We start from the raw sequence: 23650 nt of genomic DNA on the forward strand, positions 1-23650 counted from the left end.
ATCGGACACCGCGGCCCCGGAGGCATCGGGACGGCCGCGGCTCGTGGCTGCGCCCGGACGTTTCGCGTACGTCTCTACAGACCGCCCCGATCACTCACCGCTGCCCTCGGCGAGGGTGTGGGCGACGAGGGCGTTCGCGTGGCCGTGGCCGAGGCCGTGCTCGGACTTGAGCCAGTTGACCAGCTCCATGTGCTTCGTCAGGGGGGAGGAGCGGATGAGGTCCTTCCATTCGGCGATCGGACGGCCGTACTTCTTCTCGATGGACGGGAAGTAGCTGGCAGGACCCTTCACTGCACCGGTCATCGGTGTCTCCGTTTCATGTCGGAATGGTGTGCGTGGTGACGATGTTGCCTGGGGGATACGGCAGTTGGCGACCGGTCAGCGGTCCTCCGGCCCGCCGGCCAGCCGGGCCGTCACCGCGCTCAGCCACAGCAGGCCGAGGCCGGCGCCGGCCGTGAAGGCGAGGACGGAGGTGGCCGAGGCCATGAACCCGGCGAGGACGGCCACGGGTACGACGCGGGACGCGACGGCCCAGCCGCGCGGGCCCCGGGCGGCGAGCGGACGGGCCAGGGCGACGAACGCCCCGCACAGGGCGAGGTAGCCGATCATGCCGGCGGCCATGTGGGCCGCCCCGTGCCCGCTCATCGTCGTCGTCTCGGGCGCCCCCACGGGAAAGCCCGCCCCGGCGTCGGCCGGAAACGCCGCCGCTGCCCAGAAGGAGGCGCCGAACACCCCGACCAGAGCCGGCCCCCACGTACCGCCGGGTGCACCGCGCAGCGCCCGCCGCAGCCCGGTCGCACCGGCGATCAGCAGCGCGCCGGTGAGGAGGAAGCTCACCGTCTGGACCCAGCCGTGCTCGCCGAGGGCGAGCTGGCTGAGCGCGTTCCGGGTGAAGCCGAACCCGTCCCTCGCGACGCCCTGGGCGAGTCCGGCCGCCAGGAAGAGTGGCCCCGCCACCACACCGCCGGCCAGGGCCCACCGCGCCGAGGGTTGCGAGGCGGGCACGGCGGAAGAGATGTGGCGGGGTGCGGTGAGCGTGTCGGTCATGGCGGGCCTTCCTCGCCTCGGTGGTGTCACCTGTATGACCGGCGGCGGGGAGCGGAGTCACCGCATATCGCGCTGTGTTCTGGATCACATCCCCGTGGACGGCCGACGCCTCCGCTGGTTCGGGGCAACGTTCGCGCAGGCCGCGATCTCGAACCGCACCCAGCATGCTTGGCCCATGTCCTGCGCCCCAACGACGCGAACGGGTATGCGCGATGATCGAGATCGGCAAGGTCGGCCGGATCACAGCGGGCGACGACACCGGGAGGTTCGTCAGAATCGATGAGCTTCCGGATACCCCGCCCAGCTATTTGGTCCTTCTCGCCCGGGACCCCGCGTTCCTTGATGGCTGCGGGGACGACTGGGTGGAGAACCGGGAAGGGCTGGACGACTACTTCGCCGAGGCGCGTTGGGGAGTCGAGTGGATCAGCCCATGATGCGCGGGACGGGCAGCCCGGCCTCCCCGGAAGGCCGGTGGAGCGGCACGGAGACGTTGGTCGCGCTCGGGAAAGGTGGGAGATGCGAAGCAATGCGGAGATGCGGGCGCTGCTTCGGGAAACGGATACGACCGGGCTGGGTCCCGGGGACATCCCTCCCGGGTTCCGTGAAGTCGTGGCGCGCGGCTGGTCCTTGACGCCGGCGGGAGGGCGGGTGCTGGCCGCACTCGTGCCGGTGGGACTCCCGGGCCGCCTCGACCGGCTCGCCGAGGAGGCCACGGTCAACGGGCGCGGGATGACGGACTACGACCTGCCCGCCGCGACGGAGGAACGTACGCCCCTCCTCGTACGGAGGTGCCTGGCCTACGTGTCCGCCTGCCTGTACGGCGCGCAGGAGTACTTCGGCGACGCTGCGGTGCGGGCGTACGTCTCGTGCTCCCACGCCGACACTCCGGAGGCCCTCCTCACCTCCAACGTCACCTTCTGTACGCCCCGGCCCGACGTCCTCCCCTACATCTCGGACCTGGGGAGCGTGAAGGGCGCGGCGGTCGCGGAGTTCTCCGTGGGCGACTGCTTCCGCCTCTCAGACGAGGGGTTCATCCGGTGACCGGCAACCACCCGCCGCTGGGGGGCGCTCCCGAAGGGCCGGACATCATCGTCGGCGAACCCGGGAGCCCCGCCGTCCTGGCCGAGCCTCGTTCCGGCGCCTTCGCCGCCTCCTGGCTCTCCGAAGGCCCCAAGCTCGTCGTCCCCGTCCCCGCCGGCACCCACGTGGACCGCGCGCTCGTCCGGCGTACGGCTGACGGCTGCCGGGCGGGAGGCGCGGGTGAGGTGCTGGTGATGACGGCGGACGGACCGGCGGCCTCCGGCCGGGCCTGGCGGCAAGTGGCACCGGCCATTACCGCATCCGGCGGCACCGCCTCCGGCCTCACCCCATCCCGCCTCACCGCACCGATCACCACCGCATCAATAACCACCGCACCGATCACCACCGCATCAATAACCACCGCACCGATCACCACAGCTCCGGACCTCATCGGAAGCGCCCCCCGCGTGCTTCTGGTGGCCTCGGACCTCCAGGGCGCGGTCCTGTTCGACCGGCCCGGCTACGCACTGGTGGCGGGCACCGCGCCGTTCCTCAGGGGGGCTGTCCCGGAAGGTGTGGACGGGGGGCGGGCCCGCTTCGCGCGCTATGCGCGGGCCGTGGCCGATCGGTGGCCGGAGTTGCAGGCGGTCGCACGTGACTTCGGGCCCCGCCACATCGCGTGGGCGCACGCGCGGAACGTTCCCGACGGGACCGCCACGTCCCAGCAGGTCCGCCTCGTACGGGACTTCACGGCCGGGGTCATCGGCGGGGCGGACTTCGCTCGTGGCTGGCTGAATGCCCGCCGCGCGGCCCAGGAGAGCGGGGAAAGGCTCCGCGAACCGCTCCTCAGCGCGTTCCAGCAGGTCTTCCTCCTGCTGGAGGACTACTCCATCGACCCCGCGCTCAAGGACCCCACCGACCTCTCGGACCAGGAACTGCGCGACGGCGTAAGGAAGTCCATGGCGCGCTCCGAGAACCCCTGAGGCCCGACCGCCCGACCGCCCGACCGCCCGACCAGCCGGCCCCGAGGCCCCGACCCACCGGCCCGCCTGACCGCCGGCCCGCCGGCCCGCCGGCCCGCCCGACCATCTGCCCACCGACCCACCGACCCACCAACGCACCGACCCGCCGCACTACTCCAAGGCGCCAGCCCCCCGAAGATGAGATCCTGTTCGCACACGCACTCAGTGAACACTGTTGCGCACGGGGGGATTTCGCGCTGTGTCTGTAACCGTGCCCGATTGGGCCGACACCCTGCTTGACGTCATCGGAGTCAGCTGGCCGAACGTCGATGAGGACGCGTACCGGGACATGGCCGACGCCCTCCGGGAGTTCGCCGAGGACGTGGAGGACGATGGTTACCTTGCCAACCAGCATGTGCAACGTTTGCTCTCGTCCGGGTACGGCGAAGCTCTCGACGCGTTCGGCGGGCACTGGGGCAAGGTCAAGGACAAGCACGTAAAGGACCTCGCGAGCGGGGCCCGTACCATCGCCGGCGCCCTGGACAACGCGGCCGCGGCGATCGAGGCCATGAAGTACGCGGCGCTGGTCCACCTCGGCGTGCTGGCCGGCAAGGCGGGCATCTCGCTGGCCCTGATCCCCGTGACCGGGGGGCTGTCGATGCTCATCGGCGGCGGGGCCATCGCCATCGCGCAGCAGGCCGTCCGCCGGGTCATCAAGGAGTGCCTGGAGGAGGTCGTCAGCTACATCGTCTCCGCGCTCACCGAACCGGCCGTCGCCGCGCTGGAGAACATGGCCGCCGACCTGGCGGTCCAGCTCGGCGCCAACGTGCTCGGGTTGCAGGACGGCGTCGACATGAGCCAGGTCGGCGATTCGGGCAAGGAGGGCTTCAAGGAAGGGGTGCAGGGGGCCAAGGACTCCTTCCAGCTCGACTCGGCCGGTGGTGGCGGCGGTGCCGGGACCCCGCCGGGCAAGGGCGTGCACATCGAGCACGGAGAGCATGACCGGGCCGGCACCAGCCTGAGGCTGGTCAGTGTCGACGTACACGGGAAGACCGCGGGCAAGCTGACCAAGGCCAGGACGCACCACGGCCGGACCCGTGGCAGGGACGACATCGCCGGCGCGCTGGACCCCGTGATCGACAAGGCGATGAAGGCGCTCGGCAAGGCCAACAAGGCGATGGGCTCCCACCTCGGCGAGGAGCTGCCGAAGGCGGTCAAGGAGATATCCGAGGCGCAGAAGAAGATCGACCTGGACATCAAGGACGGGCTCGACAAGGTGCGCCCCAAGGACGACCGCGGGAGCGACACCGTCCCGCACCCCCGGTCGCGCCGGGAGTCCGGTCACTCCAAGGGCGACGCGCTGAGGGACGCCAAGGACGAGCCGCGCCGGCACAGCATCTCGCTGGACAAGAAGGTCTGCGAGAACGACCCGGTGGACGTCGCCACCGGGGAGATGACCCTGTCGCAGACCGATGTGGCCCTGCCCGGTGTCCTTCCGCTCGCCCTGCGCCGCACCCACCTCTCCGGCTACCGCTTCGGGCACTGGTTCGGCCGCAGCTGGGCGTCCACGCTGGACGAGCGGATCGAGCTGGACCCGGTCGGCGCGGGCGCGGTGTGGGCGCGGGAGGACGGTTCGCTCCTCGTCTATCCCCGGCTGCCGCTGCCCGGGGACGACGACGGTGTCCTGCCCGTCGAGGGGGCCAGGATCCCCCTGACGCACGGCGGACAGGACAACGGGGAGACCGCCTATCACGTCACCGACCCGGTCACCGGTCTGACGCGTACGTTCCGCGGCGGCCCGTACCGCGAGTCGCCGGCCTACTGGCTCAGCTCCGTCGAGGACCGCAACCTCAACCGGATCTCCTTCGAGCGCGGCAGCGACGGCAGTCCGGCGACGGTCGCCCACTCCGGCGGCTACCGGATCGACCTGGCCGTCGAAGCCGGCCGGGTCCGCGAGCTGTCCCTGCGTACGCCCGACGGCCCGGTCACGGTGACGCGCTACCTCTACGACGGGCCGGGAAACCTCGTCGGCGTCGTCGACTCCTCCGGGCTGCCGCTGCGTTTCACGTACGACGAGGACGCCCGGATCACGACGTGGACCGACCGCAACGACTCCACGTTCCGCTATGTGTACGACGACGCCGGCCGGGTGGTCCGCACGGTCGGCCCGGACGGCTACCAGTCGTCCACGTTCACGTACGGCACGCATCCGCAGACCGGCGACCGCGTCACCCGGTACACGAACTCCGTCGGCGCCACCAGGACCCACTACTTCAACGCCCGGCTCCAGGCGGTCGCGGAGACCGACGCGGCCGGCGGGATCACCCGCCGCACCTTCGACCGCCACGACCGGCTGCTCACCCTGACCGACCGGCTCGGCCGGACCACCACCCACGGCTACGACGACCACGGGAACCTGGTCCGGATCGAGCACCCCGACGGCAGCACCGCCGGGATCGAGTACGACGAGCTGCACCAGATCACCGTCGTCACCGGCCCCGACGGCGAGATCTCGCGCCAGGAGTACGACGACCGGGGCAACCCGACCCTCTTCACCCGGCCGAACGGCACGACGACCCGCCTCACCCACGACCCGAAGGGCCGGCTCACCGGGGTCGACGACACCCTCGGCGCCCTGGACCGGCTGCGCTGCGACCCGGCCGGACTGCCGCTCGCGGTCCGCGGACCGCTCGGGACGGTCACCCGGTACGTCCGCGACGCGTTCGGGCGCGTGGTGCGGATCATCGACCCCGAGGGCCGCACCACCGAACTGGAATGGACCGTCGAGGGCAAGCTCGCCCGGCAGACCGACCCCGACGGCGCGCGGCAGTCGTGGACGTACGACGGCGAGGGCAACTGCCTCGTCCACACCGACGCGGCGGGCGGCGAGACCCGCTTCGAGTACACGCACTTCGGGCTGGTCTCCGCCCGCACCACCCCGGACGGCGCCCGGCAGGAGTTCGCCCACGACACCGAGCTGCGCCTGACCCGCGTCACCAACCCGCAGGGCCTCACCTGGGACTACACCTACGACGCGGCCGGCCGCACCAGCGCGGAGACCGACTACGACGGCCGTACCCTCCGCTACGCGCACGACGCCTGCGGCCGGCTCGTCTCCCGTACGAACGGCCTCGGCCAGACCGTCCGCTACGAGCGCGACCGGGCGGGACGGGTCGTCGCCAAGGACGCCGACGGCACCGTCACCCGCTTCACCTACGACGTCCACGGCCGCCTCGCCTCGGCGACCGCCCCCGGCAGCGCGCTGTCCTTCGTCCGCGACGGCTCGGGCCGGGTGCTCAGCGAGGTCTGCGACGGCCGCGAGCTGGGCAACACCTACGACGCGGCCGGGCGCCGGGTCCGCCGGGTCACCCCTTCCGGGGCGGTCAGCACCTGGTCCTTCCCGGACGGCCTCGGCGCCGAGCTGAACGCCTCCGGTCACCGGGTGGCCTTCGCCTTCGACGGGACGGGCCGCGAGACGTCACGCCGTATCGGCGACGCGCTGACCGTCGAGTCGGCGTACGACCCGGTGGGCCGCCTGGTGGACCAGCGGGTCCGCACCCGGGACGACCGGACGCTCCAGCGCCGCTCGTACGCGTACCGCGCCGACGGGCACCTCACCGCCGTCGAGGAGCCGGGCGCCGGCCGCAAGCGGCTGGACGTCACCGGCGACGGCCGGGTCAGCGGTGTCACCGCGGAGAACTGGTCGGAGCGGTACGCGTACGACGAGGCCGGGAACCAGACCAGTGCCTCCTGGCCCGGTGCGGACGACGCCACCGGGGAGCGCGAGTACACCGGCACGCGCATGACCCGGGCGGGCCGCTGCCGTTACGAGTACGACGCCCAGGGCCGGGTGGTGCTGCGGCAGAAGGCCCGCCTCTCCCGCAAGCCCGACACCTGGCGCTACGGCTGGGACGCCGAGGACCGCCTGGTCTCGGTCACCACACCGGACGGCACGCGCTGGCGCTACCGCTACGACGCGCTGGGGCGCCGTACCGCCAAGCAGCGCCTGGCGGGCGACGGGGCGACGGTCGTCGAGGAGGTGGCCTTCACCTGGGACGGCGACGTCCTCTGCGAACAGGCCACCTCCGTGGCGGGCTCCTCGGAGTCCGTCGCCCTCACCTGGGACCACAACGGCGTACAGCCGGTGAGCCAGGTGGAACGGCGGCTCATGGACCGGGCGGAGACCGACCGCCGTTTCTTCGCGATCGTCACCGACCTGGTGGGCACGCCCCGTGAACTCCTGGACGAGCACGGGGCCGTGGCGTGGCGCACCCGCACCACGCTGTGGGGCACCACCTCGTGGAACCGTGACGCCGGCGCGTACACCCCACTGCGCTTCCCGGGCCAGTACTTCGACCCCGAATCGGGCCTCCACTACAACCGCCACCGCCATTACGACCCCGAGTCCGGCCGCTACCTCTCCCCCGACCCCCTCGGCCTGGCCCCGGCCCCGAACGCGGTCACCTACGTCGACAACCCCACCGGTTCGATCGACCCGCTGGGGCTCGCCGGCTGCCCGCACCGCAGTGGGGAGCACCGCCACAGCGTGGTGCTGGGGGTGAACCAAAAACCCACCAACGCCTCGAACTCGCTGGCCGAGCACCTGCGCGCCAACGGTGATCCGGGAGCCCATACGTACAACGGGGACGACTACGCCGGGATCGAGCCGTCCGGGCCCGTGTGGATGACGAACGTGATGGCCGCGGTGGGCGACCGTGACACCGACTTGTCCATCACCCTCGACGGGATGCCCAACAGCAATGGCGAGCGCGGCAACTGGAACACCCCGGAGACCATCGTGGACGCCTTCCGGACCGCCGTCCGGAACGGACAGCAGTACGGCACCAACCCGGGGACCTATCCCGAGGAAGGTTTCGGGACGGCCTGGGAGATGAACATCGTGGCACGCAATGTGCGGATGTACGAGTCCAGCATGGAGTACGGCGACGACCCGCCGCTCGGGCGCCCCTGGGAGGAAATACGTTGGTACTCGGGCAATGAGGAAATCAAGGTCCCGAAGCCGGATATTCCCGAGATCCAGCCGCCCAAGCCCGGAAAGAGATGAAGCACCGCATGAGCGACGAAGAGGACCGTATGCGAGCCGCGGACATTGTCGCGGCGAAATGGAAGGACATCCTCGAATCCGACGAAGGGCTGATCGACCCGGCCATGCCCCGGGCCGCCTACGCCCACCCCCGTCTGCGGGAGCTGTCCCCGATGGTCAGCCACGGCGCCCTGTACCTCCACCGGTGCATTCGCTTCCCCTGGACCAAGGATGTGGGCGCCCTGTTCCGCCGTGCCGGTGGTGGATTCATGGTGATCCGTAATTCCGACCGCACCGTGCTCGGCGAGCCCGAAACGGTGGAGGAGGCCGTTGAACTGATCGTCGCCAACCTCCCGGAGGGAACCGGCCCCGCCATCGACGGAACGGCCGACGACCTCTGAGCGGAACGGCATCACGGGCGGGCGAGCGCGGGCCGCCGGTCCCCGGCCTTCCCCTCAGGGGGCGTTCGCGAGTGCGTGCGAATATGGGGCCTCGTCCGTTGCGTTCCGGGGAGGATCCGCCGTCGTGTCCGTGCAGCACTTCACACTTCCCGAGGAGCTACTGCTGCTCGCGTACGACCCCGTCGAGGGCCGGGCCCTGTGCCGGCCCCACCTGCTGCGCATCGGCCTCGCGGGAGCGCTCGCCGCCGAGTTGGTGCTCGCGGGGCGGGTGGCCGTGGACAACGACCGGATCACCGCGCTGGGGACCCCGCCGGTCGGTGACGCCCTGCTGGACGTGGCACTGACGGGGCTGGCCAAGCGTCGCAAGGGCCAGAAGCTGCCGCGCTGGATACGCGACACGGCGGCCGTGAAGACCACCGACGGCCGGAGCGACGAGGTGTGGCGGCACCGGCTGATCGCGCGTGGCGCCCTGCACGAGGAGCGCAGCCGGGCGCTGGGGATCGTCGCGCAGCGCCGCCACCCCGCGGGCCCGGACGACCGGACGTCTCCCGCGCGGGAGCGGGTGACCGCCGTGGTGAACGGCGCGTCGGGCGACGGGCGGGACCAGTTGCTGGCGGCGTTCGCCGGTGCGACCGGGCTGGCCGACGCCCTGCTGCCGGGAGACGAACACCACCGGCTGAGAGGCGAGTTGGCCCTCGTTGCCCGACGGGACCCGATAGCCCGCACCGTGCGCGACCTGGTCAACGAGGCCCGGGGGCCGGCCCCGCGCCCCCGGGGCGGGGCCGAACCGATCGCCGAGGGCACGGGCTGGAACCCCTTGAGCTGGATCTTCAACGGCGACGGCGGCAGCGACGGCGGGGACGGCGGCGGCGGGGACTGAGCCGTGAACTCCCGGCGTGCACCACAGCCTTGCGGAGCACGCGTGGACGGCGTCGCGGCGGACGCGACCGCACGGGCCGATACGCTGGAGACCTCCCGATCCCGGTTCCGCCAGGGCCCCGGGGGCGCGTACGCCGGGTGGCGCCCTCCACCGGCCCGGCAGGGACGGCATCGGACGCCCACCGAGCCACCACACACGACAGGTCCGATTCAACCCGGCTGCCAGGGACGGAACATGAGCCACGCGACGGTGAACGGCGCGACGCTGCACCACGACGACCTCGGCCCCTCGACCGGGCTGCCGGTGCTCCTGATCCACGGGCACCCCTTCAACCGCACCCTGTGGACACCGCAGAGCGCCGCGCTCACCGCGGCGGGCCACCGCGTCATCACGCCGGACCTGCGCGGATACGGCGCCAGCGATGTCACCCCGGGCCAGGTGTACCTGTCGGACTTCGCCGACGACCTCGTCGGCCTCCTGGACCTGCTCGGCATCGACCGGGCCGTCGTCGGCGGGGTCTCCATGGGCGGCCAGATCGCTATGGAGGTCCAGCGCCGCCACGCCTCCCGCGTCCGCGCACTCGTCCTGTCGGACACCTCGGCTCCCGCCGAGACGCCCGAGGGACGGGCGTTCCGCAACCAGCTGGCCGACCGGCTGCTCGCCGAGGGCATGGGCGGGTACGCGGACGAGGTCATCGGCAAGATGCTCGCCTCCTACAACGTCACCGCGCTTCCGGAGGTCGCCGCGCACGTCCTCGGCATGATGCGCGCCACCGACCCCCGTGGAGCGGCGGCGGCTCTCCGCGGCCGCGCCGAACGCGCCGACTACCGCGACACGCTGGCCGCCGCCTCGTGCCCCGTGCTGGTCGTCGTCGGCGCCGACGACGCCTACACACCGGTCGCCGACGCCGAGACCATCACCCGCCTCGCCCCGCACGCGGCACTGCACGTCATCGAGGGTGCCGGCCACCTGCCCGGAGCCGAGCAGCCAGACCGCTTCAACCGGGTGCTGCTGGACTTCCTCCGTGACCGGGTGACCGGGTGACCGACTGACTGGCTGACTGGCTGACCGGGTGACCGGGTGACCGGCTGACCGGAACTGTCTGGAGCGAGTCGGGCCCGGCCGGGCGGTGGTCCGGTGGATGACGGCCGGGCCCCGCACGCTACGGGCAGCTCTCCTCGAACTTCACCGCGGTGATCTCGACCGGCTGCCCGTTCAGCTTCGTTCCCGCGCCGGGCACCTGGGTGCAGACCTTCCAGTTGCTCTCCATCAGCACCATGCGGTCCTCGGCCGCGTCCGTCACCGTGAGCGAGGTCCCCGAGTCGAGTGCGCCGCGTGCGGCCTTCACCGACTTGCCCGCGAGGTCCGGCATCCTGCCGCCCTCGACCGTCGGCGGCTTCTCGTCGCGGGCCGGGCAGTTCTCCTCGGTCTTCACCGCGCCGAAGTCCAACTCGGTGTCCGTGGCGACGGGTTCGCCGGCCTTGACGCTCTGGAAGCAGACCTTCCAGTTCCGGTCGAGCACCTGCATCCGGTCCCGCCCGAGGCTGTCGTGGGACGACAGCACATGGAAGCCCTGGGCCTGGGCCGCGTCCTGCGCGGACTGGAGCCCCATGCCGACGAAGTCCGGCACGGGGACCTCGCCGCCCGCGTTGTCGTCGGCGGGCCTGGTGGTCCCCTTCGGAGCGGGCGGCTCGTCGTCGGACGCGGTGGTGGCCGCGGGCCGGGCCGTGACGGTAACCGTGGCGGTGGGGACGGGCGTTGAGCTGTTGGCGTTCTCGGTCCCGCCGCTTCCGGCGCTGCCGGCGACGGCACCGATGAGGAACAGACCGGCTGCGCAGGGAATCACGACGCGCTTGCGTGCCCAGCCGGGCAGCCCCGACGGCGGTGTCTTCGGCTGCGGCGCCGGTTGACCCCAAGGCGGCTGAGTGCCGTCGTTCCAACTCATTCGTCCCCCAAGTGCGTTTCGTGAGGGCATGACCGTATCGGGACGCCCTGACGCACTGGAAGATAATCCTCCGGAAGTGACGAAGTCGTGACGGAAGTGCGGAGGATGCGCGTCGATACGATCACTCCAAAGAGTTAATTGACCGATCGTTCCAAATCGGCTTACGCTCTTGGATGTGGCCAGGACCAAGGAATTCGATCCGGAAGCCGCGCTGCAGTCAGCCCTTGAGCTGTTCTGGCAGCGGGGTTACGAAGCGACGTCGATGGCCGACCTCGTCGAGCACCTCGGCATCGGCCGGGCCAGCATCTACGCCACCTTCGGGAACAAGCACGACCTGTACCTGAAGGCCATGGACAGGTACGCGGAGGAGCGCGATCCGCTCCTCCTCTCCGAGCTGTCCCAGCCGGGGCCCGCCCTCCCCGCGATCCGGGCCGTGGTGCGCCGTTACGCCGAGGAGGCGTCGACCGTCGAGGGCCGGCTGAGCGGCTGCCTGATCACCAACACGGCCACCGAGCTGGCCCCGCACGATCCCGCGGCCGCCCGCCGGGTCGAGCTCAGCTGGGAGCACCTCGAAACCCCGCTCCACTCCGCGCTCATACGGGCCCAGGCCCAGGGCGAGTTGCCCGAGCACCGCGAGCCGCGCGCACTGGCCCGGATGCTGCTCGTGCTGCTCCAGGGCGTGCGGGTCGTCGGCAAGGCGTCGAGCGATCCCGCCAGAGTGCGGGACGCCACGGAGCAGGCGCTGAGCCTGCTGGACTGAACGACCTCCGCCGGAATCCCGGCGATCACTCATCCCCTCATATTGGACTGATCGATCCAATATCGCTCCGCACATGCCACACGCATGCACGCATGCACGCACAGAGGAGTTGGACCAGTGAACCGCTTCATCGGCAGGACCGTGCTCGTCACGGGTGGCGGCTCCGGCCTCGGCCGCGCCACCGCGCTCGCCTTCGCCGCCGAAGGCGCCTCCGTGGTGGTCGCGGGACGCACCCGGGCGACCCTGGACGAGACGGTGGACCTCATCGGGGCGGCCGGGGGCACGGCGACCGCCGTCACCGCCGACGTCACCGAATCGGACCAGGTCCACCACCTCGTACAGGAGACCGTTACACGCTTCGGCGGGCTCCACATCGCCGTCAACAACGCCGGGATACTCCGGGGCGCGGGCCCGATCGCAGACATGAGCGAGGAGGACTGGGACGCGGTGCTACGGACCAACGTCACCGGCGTCTGGCTGGCCATGAAGCACGAGATCGCGCACATGCGGGACCACGGCGGCGGGGTCATCGTCAATATCGCCTCCAACCTCGGCGCCCATCAGCGCATACCCCATGCCGCCGCCTACATCGCCTCGAAGGCGGCCGTCTCCGCGCTGACCCGCGCCGCCGCGCTCGACCACATCCACCAGGGCGTCCGGATCAACGCGGTCAGCCCGGGAGCCTCCGCCGCGCCCATGTCCCTGCGCCCCGGCGAGACGGAAGCCGAGCGGACGGAGCGGGTGAAGACGCAGAACCCGCTCGGCCGGCTGGCGGAGGCCGAGGAGGTGGCGGCCGCCGTGCTGTACCTCGCCTCACCCTCGGCGGGCGCGGTGGTCGGCACCGACCTGGTCATCGACAGCGGAGCGTCGGCATGACGGGGCGCGTGACCGGCCCGCCGACCACACCCCCGGCGGATACGAATGCCGATACGGATACGGATACGCATACCGATACGCATACCGATACGGCCTAGCATCGGGGCGGTCCGTGCCGGGCCGGTCCGGGCCATGTGTGCCGGCCCGTTGCGCCTTGTCGATCAGTGGAGTGTGCCGCCATGTCGTTGCCGCGTATCGGGGTCGTCATCGTGACCATGGGGACCCGCCCCCGCGAACTGGACGCGCTCCTCGCCTCGGTGGCGAAGCAGGACGTCGCGGCCGAGCGCGTGGTCCTCGTGGGCAACGCGACCTCCCTGGACGACGTCGCGACCGATCTCCTGAGCATGGCCGGAGCGGTGGGTGCCCCGGACCGGACCACGCCAGGGGCGCCCCGCGTGACCAAGGTGCCGCTCGTCGAGAATCTGGGCTGTCCCGGTGGGCGCAACGTCGGGCTGGAGAGGCTGTGCGAGTCGGGCGAGGTCGATGTCGTGGTCGAGCTGGACGACGACGGGCTGCTCATCGCGGACGACGTGTTCCGCGAGGTGCGGCGGCTCTTCGCACAGGACCCCGGGCTGGGGATCGTCGGGTTCCGGGTCGCGGACGAGCAGGGGCGGACCGAGCGGCGCTGGGTGCCCAGGCTGCGGGCGGGCGATCCGATGCGCGGGGGCCCGGTGACCGCGTTCCTCGGCGGTGGGCACGCCTTCTCGGTGCCCATGCTCCGGCAGATCGGGCTGTGGCCGGGGGAGTTCTTCTTCGGTCACGAGGAGACGGACCTCGCGTGGCGGGCGCTCGACGGAGGGTGGGACATCCGCTACGAGCCCGGTCTGGTGCTCCAGCATCCGAGGACGTCGCCCGCCAGGCACGCGGTGTACTACCGGAACACCGCGCGGAACCGGGTGTGGCTGGCCCGCAGGCGGCTCCCGGCTCCGCTGATCCCGGTCTACCTCGGTGTCTGGATCACCCTCGCCATGGTGCGGATGCGCTCGCTGACCGGGCTGAAGGCGTGGTGGGGCGGGTTCGCGGAGGGGGTCAGGACACCGGCCGGGGAGCGGGCGCCGATGCGGTGGCGGACGGTATGGCGGATGACCCGCCTGGGGCGCCCGCCCATCCTCTGACGGGCGGACGGGCGGACGGGCGAAGGAGGGAAGGGGACAAGGGAGGGGGAGGGGGAGGGGGCGGGGGAAGGGGGGTGGGGCGGCGGTGGGTGGCCGCCGCCCCGGTCGTGCCGGTGGGTGAGGGGTGCGCGGGCGGTCAGCTCGCGCTGCAGGAGACCGTGGGCCAGGTCCAGGTGCCGTTGGTCTGGATGGTGACGCCGAAGTTGTTGCCGCTGCCGTTCGGTTTGGCGGTCAGCACTTGGGCGCTGGGGTAACTGGCGCTGATGTTCCAGGTGGAGAGGATCTTCTCGGGGGACGGGACGTTCATCGTCACGGTCCAGTTGCTGGAGCCGGAGACCGCGACGTTCAGGTTGTACCGGTCGTCCCACTGCTGACCGGCGGACAGGGTCGCGGTGCAGCCGCCACCCCCGTTGTTGCCGCCTCCGCCGTTGTCGCCGCCTCCGTTGTCGCCGCCGCCGGAGCCGCTGCCGAGCGTGATGCTGGAGCTGCCGCTGCTCTGGTAGCCCTCGGTGGCCATGATCATGTAGTTGAAGGAGCCGAGGTTCATGCCGTGCTGGGCCCAGGCGTCGAAGTGGTTGCCGGTGGTGATGGTGCCGCCGGTCCGCTTGGACTGCCGGACGCTCCAGTACTGCTGGAAGGTCTTGGTGCCTTCGATGGAGGGCGCGTTGGTCCGCGTCGTCTCGTAGATGTCGTACGTGCCGCCGTCGCTGGTGACCGTCCCCTTGAAGGTCCCGGTGGGCCGGTAGGTGCCCCAGTTGTCGACGATGTAGTACTCCACGAGCGGGTTCTGCGACCAGCCGTAGAGGGCCAGGTAGGCGTTGCCCGACGGGTTGAAGGAGCCGGAGTAGGTCACGCTGCGGCGTCCGCCGGTGCTCCAGCCCTTGCCGGCGACGAAGTTCCCGGTGTTGCTCCAGGACGTGCCGTAGCTGCCGCCGGAACCGAGGTTCATCGAAACGGAACCGGGGCTGTCGGTCCAGAACGAGTAGTAGTAGCCGTTGTTGGTGCCCGTCTGGTTCGAGGTGACGGTCGTGTCGGCGGTGGCCGTGCCGGGCAGCGCGATCGCGGCGACGGCGGCCATCACCATGGCGAAGGCGCTGCGGATGAACAGCCTGAGGCCGCTCGTCGGTCTGGTGCGGCCTCGCGGGTGGCTCGTCGAATGTGCGGGTGTGGCGTACATGTGCGGAGCTCCTCCTCGTCGTCGTGACCAGGTCGGCGTCGGCGGGGGCCTGCCGACGGCGCTCAGTGTTGGACCGGCCCCAGGGGGTGTCAATAGTTTCGGCACGAGTTGCGAAAGCTTCGACTGCCCTATGTCGCAAGGGAGTTGATATACCCAGCAGGTCAGCGGCATCCTTCCGGCGAGTAGGGGCACCGGAATTGGCGCGGGACCGATCGCGTTTCGAAGCCTTCGCGACCCCCGTTTCGAATGTTTCGGAGCGTGGTGCGGGGTCGGTCAGGCCCACGGAGGAGGCGTTGGCACGGGCTCTTCCGGGAGCTGCCAGGGGCGGCGGCCCGGACCCGTCGGGTGCGTTCCCGTGACACCCATGACCACCGAGTAGAGGCTCGTCTCCGCCGTGATGAAGAGACGATTCCGCTTTGCTCCGCCCCAGGAGATGTTGGCCACCGCCTCCGGCACGTTGAGCCGGCCGATGAGCGTGCCGTCGGGGTCGTAGCAGTGCACGCCGTCGTTCGTCGCGGCGGCCCAGAGCCGGCCGTCGTCGTCGAAGCGGAGGTTGTCGAAGCGGGCCCCCAGGCGGAGCCCCGCCTCGACGAAGACGCCGCCCTCCGTGAGCGTGCCACCGTCCCGGACGCCGAAGACGCGGATGAGGCCGGCCCGGGTGTCGGAGACGAAGAGCCGCCGCTCGTCGGCCGAGAAGACCAGGCCGTTGGGCGCGTCGAAGCCGTCCGCGACGAGCCGGACCTCCCCGGTGGAGGGGTCGACGCGGTAGACGTTGCCGGCGCCGATCTCGCTCCGGGCGCGGTAGCCCTCGTAGTCGCTGGTGATGCCGAAATCCGGGTCCGAGAACCAGATCGAGCCGTCGGACTTCACCGCCGCGTCGTTCGGACTGTTCAGCCGCTTGCCCTGCCAGCGGTCCGCCAGGACCGTGACCGTGCCGTCGTGCTCGGTCCGCGTCACCCGCCGGTTGCCCTGCTCACAGGTGATGAGCCGGCCCTCGCGGTCGAGGGTGTTGCCGTTCGGGTGTCCGGCCGAGCGGCGGAAGACGCTGACCGCCCCGGTCTCCTCGTCCCACCGCAGCATCCGGTCATTGGGGATGTCGCTCCACACCACCTGCCGCCAGGCCGGCACGTACAGCGGGCCCTCGGCCCACCGGCAGCCCGTGTACAACACTTCCAGGCTCTCGTCACCGTTCATGCACCGGCCCGCGCGGAACCGGTCGTCCAGGAGTTCGTACAGCCGGGGACCTCTGCTGGTCATGCCGCTCCCACCTTTCGCCGTCAACAGCCGCGCGATCTTCATCCCTTGATCGAAAGATGGCACAGCACCCCGCGGGACACGCCGGGTTCGGGCCGTTGAACCCGGTCTGTCCGCCGCCCGGAGCCCTCTAGGGTTTGTCCGGTGGTGGTCGGTGGAGAGGTACGGACGGGCTCGGACGACCGGTCGCGGCGAGACCGCGAGCGGCGACGTGAGCAGGGGCAGGCACGGCCGGAGCAGACGCGACCGGAGCCGGAGCGGCCGGAGCAGACGCGGGCGGAGCCGGAGCGCGGGGCGGGACGGCAGCCGTGGTGGCGGGTCCACCGCGTGCCGCTCGTCGCCGTGGCGGCCGTCCTGCCGCTGTACGCCGTGTGGGCCGCGCTGCTGGCCACCGGGGGCGGTGACCTCGCCGCCCAGCTGGCCTGGACCGGGTTCACCGAGCGGCACCCGGGCTCGGCGTACAACCTGTTCTGGTACGGGGGCACGCACACCGCCAACTACAGCGTCTTCTCCTCGTACGTCATGGCGCTCCTCGGCGTCCGCACGGTCTCCGTCGTCGCCGGGCTCGCGGCCACCTGGCTCATGGCCCGCCTCCTCGTCCGTACGGGCATGCGGCACGCGCTCACCCCCGCGCTGCTCGCCGCCTTCGCCCTGTGGTGCAACGTCGCGTCGGGGCGTACGACCTTCGCGCTCGGCGTCGCCATCGGGCTCGTCGCCTGCCTGTACGCGGACCGGGTCGTCACCCCCGTGGTGGCGGGGGCGCTGGCGACGATGGCGAGTCCGGTGGCGGGGCTGTTCCTCGTCGTGACGGGTGCGGCCCACCTCCTCGACCGCCGGTGGCGGAGGGGGGCCGTGCTGATGGTGCCGTTCTTCGCGGTCGTCGGGGCGACCACGCTGCTCTTCCCGTTCCGGGGCGAGCAGCCCATGCACGCGAACCGGTTGTGGATGCCGGTCCTGATCTGCGCGGTGCTCGTGGCCGCGGCGCCCCGGACGCGGGAGTGGCGGGTGACGCGTTTCGGCGCCGCCGTCTACGCCGTCGGCGTGTGCCTCACCTTCCTCGTCGCCTCCCCGATCGGCACGAACGTCGAGCGGCTGCTCGGTCTCGTCGCCGTGCCCGTGCTGTGCGCGGCGGTCCTCGACACCGTCCGGGCCAGGGCGTGGGTGCGTACGGGGGTGCTGTCCGCCGCCCTCGTGCTGTCCGGGCTCTGGCTCATCGACAAGACCGTGGACGACCTGCGGGTCTCCACCCCCGTACCGGCCTGGGCCTCCCACACGGACGGCGTCGTCACCGAACTCGACCGCCTCGGCGCCCGCCTGGGCCGCGTCGAGGTCGTCCCCGCGCGCAACCACCGCGAAGCGGCCGTCCTCGCCCCGCACGTCAGCATGGCCCGGGGCTGGAACCGCCAGCTCGACGTCGAGCGCGGCCGGCTCTTCTACGAGGGCACCCTCACCCCGGACCGCTACCGGACCTGGCTGGACCGGTGGGCCGTGAGCCATGTCGTACTCCACGACGGGCAGCCGGACGGCCCGGCCGAGGCCGAGGCGTCGCTGGTCAGGGGCGGCCTCCCCTGGCTGGAGCAGGTCTGGCGGGACGACGGCTGGACCATCTACCGGGTCCGGGACGCCATACCGCTGGCGCCACCCCCCGCCACGGTCGTCAGCGGCGACGACGCGTCGCTGGTCGTACGAATGCCGCGCGCCGGCTCGGTGACCGTACGCATCGCCTACTCGCCGTGGCTGCGCGTGCGGGCCGCCGGCGGCGGGGCCGGGGGCTGTCTGCGGCAGGACGGCGAGTGGACGAGGCTGACCGTGCCGGAGGGCGGGACCTACCGGCTGGACTCGGCGTACGGGCCGGGCCGCTTCAGCGGAGGCTGCTGACCGGCGCCCGGGACCTCAGCCGTGGTGCAGGGCGCCGTCCAGGAGCGGGAGCAGGCGGTCCCAGTGGAGCTTCAGCCCGGCGGCGCTGTAGGCGTCGGTGTCGGACATGGTGAAGCCGTGCACGGTGCCGGGATAGATCTCCGAGGTGTGGTCGACACCGGCGGCGTCCAGCTCCTTGTTGAGCTCGGCAAGGGCCTCGGGGGTCAGGTCGCTCGCGGCGTGGCCGAGGTGGACCCGCGCGGTGAGCCCGTCGAACAGCCCCGGCCCGTCCGCGCCCACCGGCCCGTGGAAGGCGGCGGCCGCGGCCACCCGGCCGGGATGGGCGGCGGCGGTGCGCATCGCCAGCAGACCGCCGATGCAGTAGCCCGTCACCCCGACGGGACCATCGGCCACCTCGGGCCGGGCGGTCAGGGACGAGAGGTAGGCGTCGGCGTCGCGCACCGTGCGTTCGGCGGTGTGCGCCTGGATCAGCGGCATCAGCCGGCCGATGAGCGCGGGCCGGGCCTCCTCCCCGATGTACTCGGGAAGCTCGACCACGGGGGTGGGGCCCTCCCGGTAGAAGAAGTTGGGGACGAGCACGTAGTAGCCGTGCCCGGCCAGCTCGCGCGCCATCTCCCGGATCACCGGCCGGATGCCGAAGGCGTCCGCGTACATCAGGACTCCGGGGTGCCGCTCCCCGTCGTCGGGGAAGGCGGCGATCGCGTCGGCCTGCCCGTCCTCGGTGGGGATGTGCAGCGTGTTGACGGTCATGAGTGCTCCTGTCGTGGTTGAGGTGTCGTCCCTGCCGGCCAACACGACGGAGGCGGAGCCCGCGCGGCGGGGGCCCCGGCCGCGCGGTCGGACACCTGGCCGGCGGCAGCGGCCCGTCCGGCGCTCAGCGGAGCACCGGGTCACCGATCCGTGTGTGGCACGAGGCCGTCCCGGTCTTCATGATCGCGCAGCCTAGTTCAACGGGCCGGCACACCGCCGGAGACGGGCCCTAACGGCGTTTCAGCAGGCCGGTGTTCATCGCGACCACCACCGCGCGGGTGCGGTCATTGACGTCGAGCTTGGCGAAGACGCGCAGCAGATGCGTCTTCACCGTGGCCTCGCCGATGAACAGCCGGCGGCCGATCTCCCCGTTCGACAGCCCGTCCGCGACCGCTTCGAGCACGTCCGACTCACGGGCGGTCAGAGTGACGGGCGCGGGCCCGCGCATCCTGGCCACCAGCCGCTGGGCGACCCGGGGGGCCAGGACCGTCTCGCCGCGTGAGGCCGCGTGGATGGCCTCCACCAGCTGCTCCCTGGTGGCGTCCTTGAGCAGGTAGCCGGTGGCGCCCGCCTCCACGCCCCGTTCGATGTCCGCGTCGGTGTCGTACGTGGTGAGGATCAGGACCCGGGTCGGGGAGGGGCCCGCGACGATCTCGGTGGTGGCGCCGACGCCGTCGAGGACCGGCATGCGCAGGTCGAGCAGCGCGACGTCCGGGCTCAGCCGCTCGACCAGGGCGACCGCCTCGCGGCCGTTGCTCGCCTCCCCGACGATGTCGAACGTCGGCTCGCAGCCCAGCAGGGCGACCAGACCGGCCCGCATCACGGTGTGGTCGTCGGCCAGGACGATGCGCAGGGGGGCGGCTCCCGCCGCGGAGATGGGCGTCATGGCACCTGGGGCCTGTCGTTCAGAGGGATGGTGGCGTGGATGCGGGTGCCGTCACCGACCGAGCTGGTGACGGTGAGCCCGCCGCCGAACTCCGCGAGGCGCTTGCGCATGCCGTCCAGGCCGAAGCCCCGGGAGTCCGCGACGACGAAGCCCCGCCCGTCGTCGGTGATCTCCAGCTCGGCGCCGCCGGACTGCTCGCGCGCCACGGGTGGCGGGCGCTCCACCGGGCCATGTGTACGGGTCGAAGTCTCATGTCCTCCATGCTGTTTCGCGGGGCACCCCGCCCGGCAGCCCCGGCAGGTGGAACCGGGCGTCCACCGGTCGGTGGACAAGGGGTGGGGGGGGATGGCCCCCGTACGGCTTCTCGCAGTTGGTCCTGCCGGGGCGTCAGAGCCACCCCTCCAGGCGCGCCTTCGTCTCCGGCCACTCGTCGGCGAGCAGGGAGAAGTAGACCGTGTCGCGCCAGGTGCCGTCCGGGCGGCGGCGGTGGCGGCGCAGGATGCCCTCGTGGTGGGCGCCGAGGCGGGATATCGCCTTCTGGGAGCGCTCGTTGAGGTGGTCGGTCTTCAGCTGGACGCGGCCCATGCCCAGTTCCTCGAAGGCGTGGGTGAGCAGGAGCAGCTTCGTCTCGGTGTTGACCGCCGAGCGCCAGTGGGCGCGGCCGTACCAGGTGGAGCCGATCTCCAGGCGCTCGTGCTTCACGTCGATGTCCAGGTAGGTGGTCCAGCCGACCGCCCGGCCGCTCGCCAGGTGGATGACGGCGAAGGGGACGCAGGACTCCTCCGCGAGCAGGGCGGTGAGCCTGGTCTCCAGCTCCTGCGGGGTGCGGGGCGTCGGGCTGCCCAGCCAGCGCCAGACCTCGTCGTCGTCGCCGCCGGCGGCGAAGAGGTCGTCCAAGTGGTGGAGGGCGAGCGGTTCGACGCGGACGTGGTCGCCGGTCAGGGTCACGGGGAGCGGGTGCGTAGCTGACATGGGGGAACCATACCCGCATTCGCACTAGCCACAAACGCACTATGCACTAGTTCAAAGGATGGTGGGTGGAGCCCGCGTCCTCCGTGTCCGGCCGGCCCTCCCCCGTCCCCCGGCCCTCGCGCAGGGCGGCCGCCGCCGCCCGAATCGCTGGCAGAGCGTCGTACAGCGCCTGGCCGGGGCAGGTCGTCTCATAGGTGTCCCGGTGGCCGGAGATGACGTTCAGCACCGCGGCCTTCCCCTTCGGGTACCTGCTCTCGTCGTTGGTCGACACCAGGCGCACCTTGCCCTCGGGGTCGACGCCCGGCCGCAGCTTCCACGCCGCCACCTCCGCCAGCGCCCGCACCACGGCCGCCGGCACCTTCTCGCCGTTGCGGTAGTCGCCCAGCACCGCGATGCCCACGCTGTCGGCGTTGAAGCCCGTGGTGTGCGCCCCGCGCACCGAGCGCGTGACGCCGCCCGCGCGGCCCTCGTAGATCGTTCCGCACCGGTCGACGAGGAAGTTGTAGCCGATGTCGTCCCAGCCGTTGCCCTCGATGTGGGACTGCTCGACCGCACGCACCAGGTCGGGGGCGTCCACGCAGTCGTAGTCGTTCGACTCGCCCGTGTGGTGGATGAAGACCGCCCGCACGGCGCCCGTGTAGACGGCCCGCTCCCGGACGATGGACTCGTTCGCGTGCCAGGCCGCCCGGCTCACGATCACCGGCTGCGGCACGGTCCCGGCCCGCTCCCGGGAGGAGCCGGGCGGACGCTCGGCCAGCACCTGACGCACCGGGGCGTCCCGTGGAACCAGCAGGACCAGCGGGAGGACCGCGACGCCCAGCCATATTCGATGGGGCCACATGGCTCCACCCTGCGGCTTCTCCCCCGGACCCGCAGATGAGGTGGCCGATCGGGTGAAATCGGCCTCGGGAGCGAAGGGCCGCGCTTCGGCGATATCCTGGGGGCAGCGGAGGCCGGTGACGGCCGAAGCGCGGCGGTGGGGCCCGCCGTACCCGAACCGCGGCCGGTCGAACGCCGCCAACGGTCCCTACTTGCGAGACGCGCGCCCACATCAGGTGGGCGCCCCGGCAGGTAGGAGACGTATGCCCGGCACCGGACCCGGGGCCCTCAGGAGCCTCGGGCAGCACCCGCAGAGCGCCGTCGTCGCCGTGGTCGCCATCGGCGGGGCCACCGGGGCGTCCGCCCGCTACGGCGCCTCGCTCCTGTGGCCCACCGCGGCCGGCGGCTTCCCCTGGACGACCCTCGTCGTCAACGTCATCGGCTGCGCGGTCATCGGTGTGTTCATGGTGGTGATCAGCGAGGTGTGGGCGGCGCACCGGCTGGTGCGGCCGTTCTTCGGCACCGGGGTGCTCGGCGGGTTCACCACCTTCTCCACGTACGCGGTCGACATCGAACGCCTCGTGGCGAAGGGGCGGGCCGGCACCGGGCTCGCCTATCTGGGAACGACACTGCTCGCGGCCCTCGCGGCGGTGTGGAGCGCGGTGTGGCTGACGCGCCGCGCACTGGCGTGGAGGCAGTCATGACGACACCCGTGACCGAACCCGGCCTGCGCCTGACCGTGCTGGTCGGCGAGTCCGACACCTGGCACCACCGGCCCGTCTACACGGAGATCGTGCACCGGGCGCACGCGGCCGGTCTCTCCGGGGCGAGCGTCTTCCGGGGCATCGAGGGCTTCGGAGCCTCCTCGATGATCCACACCCAGCGGCTGCTGTCGCTGAGCGAGGACCTGCCGGTGGCCGTGATCATCGTGGACGCGGAGCCCGCGGTGCGCGCGTTCCTGCCACAGGTCGCCGAGCTGGCCGACGGCTGCCGGGTGACCCTCGACGCCTGCGAGATCGTCCGCCGGGAGAACCCCGGGGCCCAGGAGGGCCCGGCCGGTCCCGGCATACGGGGAGAGCGGGAGTGAACTGGCTGCTGGTGATCGTCGGCGCGGCGGTCGGCGCCCCGCTGCGCTATCTGACCGACCGGGCCGTGCAGTCCCGCCATGACACGGTCTTCCCGTGGGGGACGTTCACGGTGAACATGGCCGGCTGCCTGATCCTGGGCCTGCTGACCGGCGCGGTGGTGGCCGGGGCCGCCTCGTCCCCCGTACAGCTGCTGGTCGGGACGGGGTTCTGCGGGGCGCTGACCACGTACTCCACGTTCAGCTACGAGACGCTGCGGCTGGCCGAGGACGGGGCCCGGCTCTACGCGGCCGCCAACGCGGTGGCGAGCGTCGTCATCGGCCTCGGCGCGGCCTTCGCCGGTGTCACCCTCGCCGAAGCGCTCTGGGCCTGACCCGGCGCGCGGAGCGCGGGAACGTACGACAACGCGCCGGAGCCCGGCCCCGCGAAGGGACCGGGCTCCGGCGCGTGCGTGTTGCCCCGGACCGTCAGGCCCCGGGCACCCCGAGTTCGGCGGACGCGGCCTCCAGCGGGCTCGGTACCACCGGCACGGCGGGGGCCGCGACCGGCCGGCAGGTGAAGCCGAGACGCCCCAGCGCCCTGGTCACCTCGGCGGCCGAGAAGTCACGCCGGTCCTGCCGGGTGATCACCTCACCCACCTGCTTGACCGGGTACACCCGGCGGCCGATGATCACCGACTCCCCGGTGACGGGTTCGGGCTTGATGCCCTTCATCGATGCCTCGACCTCGTGCTTGAACAGGTCGAACGGAAAACGGGCGATCACACAGCGCATGGTGCC

Annotated in this window: 24 protein-coding genes and 1 pseudogene; 14 read left to right on the forward strand and 11 right to left on the reverse strand. The window is 71.9% G+C overall.

Features of this window, described 5'->3' with window-relative positions; genetic code table 11:
* Positions 1-90 precede the first annotated feature (90 nt).
* Together P8A18_RS15550 and P8A18_RS15555 are read right to left on the reverse strand one after the other, a co-directional pair.
* Positions 91-303: a DUF4287 domain-containing protein gene (locus P8A18_RS15550; RefSeq protein WP_306055186.1), complete on the reverse strand. Its 213-nt coding sequence runs from the start codon at positions 301-303 to the stop codon at positions 91-93.
* Positions 304-378: 75 nt separating this feature from the next.
* The gene (locus tag P8A18_RS15555; RefSeq protein WP_306055188.1) at positions 379-1047 is read right to left on the reverse strand and encodes a DUF998 domain-containing protein; all 669 of its coding nucleotides are present in this window, start codon (positions 1045-1047) and stop codon (positions 379-381) included.
* Between the two features lie 212 nt (positions 1048-1259).
* Here P8A18_RS15555 and P8A18_RS15560 point away from each other — a divergent pair, with 212 nt between their 5' ends.
* The 7 genes from P8A18_RS15560 (at position 1260) to P8A18_RS15590 (ending at position 10398) form a co-directional block, all read left to right on the forward strand.
* Complete coding sequence (locus P8A18_RS15560; protein WP_306055190.1) at positions 1260-1481, forward strand: hypothetical protein; 222 nt, start codon at positions 1260-1262, stop codon at positions 1479-1481.
* Positions 1482-1695: 214 nt separating this feature from the next.
* Complete coding sequence (locus tag P8A18_RS15565; RefSeq protein ID WP_306055192.1) at positions 1696-2088, forward strand: hypothetical protein; 393 nt, start codon at positions 1696-1698, stop codon at positions 2086-2088.
* A complete protein-coding gene (locus P8A18_RS15570; RefSeq protein ID WP_306055194.1) occupies positions 2085-3050 on the forward strand; it encodes a hypothetical protein in 966 nt (321 codons plus the stop codon). The genes P8A18_RS15565 and P8A18_RS15570 overlap by 4 nt, the downstream gene beginning before the upstream one ends.
* A 238-nt stretch (positions 3051-3288) precedes the next feature.
* Positions 3289-8094 carry an RHS repeat-associated core domain-containing protein gene (locus P8A18_RS15575; RefSeq protein ID WP_306055196.1) on the forward strand — a complete coding sequence of 1602 codons (4806 nt, stop codon included), beginning with the start codon at positions 3289-3291 and terminating at the stop codon, positions 8092-8094.
* Positions 8095-8102: 8 nt separating this feature from the next.
* Positions 8103-8474, forward strand: coding sequence for a DUF6193 family natural product biosynthesis protein (locus P8A18_RS15580; protein WP_306055198.1), 372 nt, complete (start codon positions 8103-8105; stop codon positions 8472-8474).
* 124 nt (positions 8475-8598) lie between these two features.
* Positions 8599-9354, forward strand: coding sequence for a GOLPH3/VPS74 family protein (locus P8A18_RS15585; protein ID WP_306055200.1), 756 nt, complete (start codon positions 8599-8601; stop codon positions 9352-9354).
* Between the two features lie 234 nt (positions 9355-9588).
* On the forward strand, positions 9589-10398 hold the full coding sequence (locus tag P8A18_RS15590; protein ID WP_306055202.1) for an alpha/beta fold hydrolase: 810 nt from the start codon (positions 9589-9591) through the stop codon (positions 10396-10398).
* Between the two features lie 118 nt (positions 10399-10516).
* Here P8A18_RS15590 and P8A18_RS15595 read toward each other — a convergent pair whose 3' ends face one another.
* Positions 10517-11200, reverse strand: a complete 684-nt coding sequence (locus P8A18_RS15595) for a hypothetical protein (protein ID WP_371933675.1) — start codon at positions 11198-11200, stop codon at positions 10517-10519.
* Between the two features lie 274 nt (positions 11201-11474).
* Between P8A18_RS15595 and P8A18_RS15600 the strand changes: the two genes are divergently transcribed.
* From P8A18_RS15600 to P8A18_RS15610, 3 genes are all read left to right on the forward strand, one after another.
* Positions 11475-12059 carry a TetR/AcrR family transcriptional regulator gene (locus P8A18_RS15600; protein ID WP_306055206.1) on the forward strand — a complete coding sequence of 195 codons (585 nt, stop codon included), beginning with the start codon at positions 11475-11477 and terminating at the stop codon, positions 12057-12059.
* Positions 12060-12176: 117 nt separating this feature from the next.
* Positions 12177-12935, forward strand: coding sequence for an SDR family NAD(P)-dependent oxidoreductase (locus tag P8A18_RS15605; protein ID WP_306055208.1), 759 nt, complete (start codon positions 12177-12179; stop codon positions 12933-12935).
* 179 nt (positions 12936-13114) lie between these two features.
* Positions 13115-14050 (forward strand): glycosyltransferase family 2 protein, encoded by a 936-nt coding sequence (locus tag P8A18_RS15610; RefSeq protein ID WP_306055210.1) that lies wholly within the window; start codon positions 13115-13117, stop codon positions 14048-14050.
* A gap of 136 nt (positions 14051-14186) precedes the next feature.
* On the opposite strand, the gene xynA is transcribed toward P8A18_RS15610, so the two are convergent.
* On the reverse strand, positions 14187-15227 hold the full coding sequence (gene xynA, locus P8A18_RS15615; protein WP_371933676.1) for an endo-1,4-beta-xylanase XynA: 1041 nt from the start codon (positions 15225-15227) through the stop codon (positions 14187-14189).
* 273 nt (positions 15228-15500) lie between these two features.
* Positions 15501-16484 (reverse strand): SMP-30/gluconolactonase/LRE family protein, encoded by a 984-nt coding sequence (locus P8A18_RS15620; RefSeq protein ID WP_306055212.1) that lies wholly within the window; start codon positions 16482-16484, stop codon positions 15501-15503.
* A 324-nt stretch (positions 16485-16808) separates the two neighbouring features.
* Here P8A18_RS15620 and P8A18_RS15625 point away from each other — a divergent pair, with 324 nt between their 5' ends.
* The gene (locus P8A18_RS15625) at positions 16809-18359 is read left to right on the forward strand and encodes a DUF8823 domain-containing protein (RefSeq protein WP_306060928.1); all 1551 of its coding nucleotides are present in this window, start codon (positions 16809-16811) and stop codon (positions 18357-18359) included.
* A 15-nt stretch (positions 18360-18374) separates the two neighbouring features.
* On the opposite strand, the gene P8A18_RS15630 is transcribed toward P8A18_RS15625, so the two are convergent.
* From P8A18_RS15630 to P8A18_RS15650, 5 genes and pseudogenes are all read right to left on the reverse strand, one after another.
* Positions 18375-19109 carry a dienelactone hydrolase family protein gene (locus tag P8A18_RS15630; protein WP_306055214.1) on the reverse strand — a complete coding sequence of 245 codons (735 nt, stop codon included), beginning with the start codon at positions 19107-19109 and terminating at the stop codon, positions 18375-18377.
* Positions 19110-19338: 229 nt separating this feature from the next.
* Positions 19339-19995, reverse strand: a complete 657-nt coding sequence (locus tag P8A18_RS15635; protein WP_306055216.1) for a response regulator — start codon at positions 19993-19995, stop codon at positions 19339-19341.
* Positions 19992-20183: pseudogene (locus tag P8A18_RS15640) on the reverse strand (ATP-binding protein); the annotation flags it as partial. The pseudogene P8A18_RS15640 and the gene P8A18_RS15635, both read right to left, overlap by 4 nt.
* A gap of 199 nt (positions 20184-20382) precedes the next feature.
* Complete coding sequence (locus P8A18_RS15645; RefSeq protein ID WP_306055218.1) at positions 20383-20967, reverse strand: GNAT family N-acetyltransferase; 585 nt, start codon at positions 20965-20967, stop codon at positions 20383-20385.
* A gap of 46 nt (positions 20968-21013) precedes the next feature.
* Positions 21014-21808, reverse strand: a complete 795-nt coding sequence (locus P8A18_RS15650) for a peptidoglycan recognition protein family protein (RefSeq protein WP_306055220.1) — start codon at positions 21806-21808, stop codon at positions 21014-21016.
* A 241-nt stretch (positions 21809-22049) separates the two neighbouring features.
* Here P8A18_RS15650 and crcB (P8A18_RS15655) point away from each other — a divergent pair, with 241 nt between their 5' ends.
* Genes crcB (P8A18_RS15655) through crcB (P8A18_RS15665) form a run of 3 tightly spaced genes read left to right on the forward strand, consistent with a single transcriptional unit; the run spans position 22050 to position 23244 of the window.
* Entirely contained in the window at positions 22050-22490 is a 441-nt protein-coding gene (crcB, locus tag P8A18_RS15655; RefSeq protein ID WP_306055222.1) for a fluoride efflux transporter CrcB, read from the forward strand.
* Complete coding sequence (locus P8A18_RS15660; RefSeq protein WP_306055225.1) at positions 22487-22873, forward strand: DUF190 domain-containing protein; 387 nt, start codon at positions 22487-22489, stop codon at positions 22871-22873. The genes crcB (P8A18_RS15655) and P8A18_RS15660 overlap by 4 nt, the downstream gene beginning before the upstream one ends.
* Entirely contained in the window at positions 22870-23244 is a 375-nt protein-coding gene (crcB, locus tag P8A18_RS15665; RefSeq protein WP_306055227.1) for a fluoride efflux transporter CrcB, read from the forward strand. The genes P8A18_RS15660 and crcB (P8A18_RS15665) overlap by 4 nt, the downstream gene beginning before the upstream one ends.
* A 94-nt stretch (positions 23245-23338) precedes the next feature.
* On the opposite strand, the gene P8A18_RS15670 is transcribed toward crcB (P8A18_RS15665), so the two are convergent.
* Positions 23339-23644, reverse strand: a complete 306-nt coding sequence (locus P8A18_RS15670; protein ID WP_018553743.1) for an SCO5918 family protein — start codon at positions 23642-23644, stop codon at positions 23339-23341.
* Positions 23645-23650: the final 6 nt, after the last annotated feature.

It is taken from the genome of Streptomyces sp. Mut1 (assembly GCF_030719295.1).
Classification (GTDB): domain Bacteria; phylum Actinomycetota; class Actinomycetes; order Streptomycetales; family Streptomycetaceae; genus Streptomyces; species Streptomyces castrisilvae.

Bases quoted from the DNA above. Each gene is read 5' to 3' on its own strand.
- crcB (WP_306055222.1), top strand. From the start codon at position 22,050: ATGCCCGGCACCGGACCCGGGGCCCTCAGGAGCCTCGGGCAGCACCCG.
- P8A18_RS15635 (WP_306055216.1), bottom strand. From the start codon at position 19,995: ATGACGCCCATCTCCGCGGCGGGAGCCGCCCCCCTGCGCATCGTCCTG.
- P8A18_RS15620 (WP_306055212.1), bottom strand. From the start codon at position 16,484: ATGACCAGCAGAGGTCCCCGGCTGTACGAACTCCTGGACGACCGGTTC.
- P8A18_RS15555 (WP_306055188.1), bottom strand. From the start codon at position 1,047: ATGACCGACACGCTCACCGCACCCCGCCACATCTCTTCCGCCGTGCCC.
- P8A18_RS15650 (WP_306055220.1), bottom strand. From the start codon at position 21,808: ATGTGGCCCCATCGAATATGGCTGGGCGTCGCGGTCCTCCCGCTGGTC.
- P8A18_RS15550 (WP_306055186.1), bottom strand. From the start codon at position 303: ATGACCGGTGCAGTGAAGGGTCCTGCCAGCTACTTCCCGTCCATCGAG.
- P8A18_RS15590 (WP_306055202.1), top strand. From the start codon at position 9,589: ATGAGCCACGCGACGGTGAACGGCGCGACGCTGCACCACGACGACCTC.
- P8A18_RS15645 (WP_306055218.1), bottom strand. From the start codon at position 20,967: ATGTCAGCTACGCACCCGCTCCCCGTGACCCTGACCGGCGACCACGTC.
- P8A18_RS15670 (WP_018553743.1), bottom strand. From the start codon at position 23,644: ATGCGCTGTGTGATCGCCCGTTTTCCGTTCGACCTGTTCAAGCACGAG.
- P8A18_RS15560 (WP_306055190.1), top strand. From the start codon at position 1,260: ATGATCGAGATCGGCAAGGTCGGCCGGATCACAGCGGGCGACGACACC.
- P8A18_RS15580 (WP_306055198.1), top strand. From the start codon at position 8,103: ATGAGCGACGAAGAGGACCGTATGCGAGCCGCGGACATTGTCGCGGCG.
- P8A18_RS15630 (WP_306055214.1), bottom strand. From the start codon at position 19,109: ATGACCGTCAACACGCTGCACATCCCCACCGAGGACGGGCAGGCCGAC.
- xynA (WP_371933676.1), bottom strand. From the start codon at position 15,227: ATGTACGCCACACCCGCACATTCGACGAGCCACCCGCGAGGCCGCACC.
- P8A18_RS15660 (WP_306055225.1), top strand. From the start codon at position 22,487: ATGACGACACCCGTGACCGAACCCGGCCTGCGCCTGACCGTGCTGGTC.
- P8A18_RS15610 (WP_306055210.1), top strand. From the start codon at position 13,115: ATGTCGTTGCCGCGTATCGGGGTCGTCATCGTGACCATGGGGACCCGC.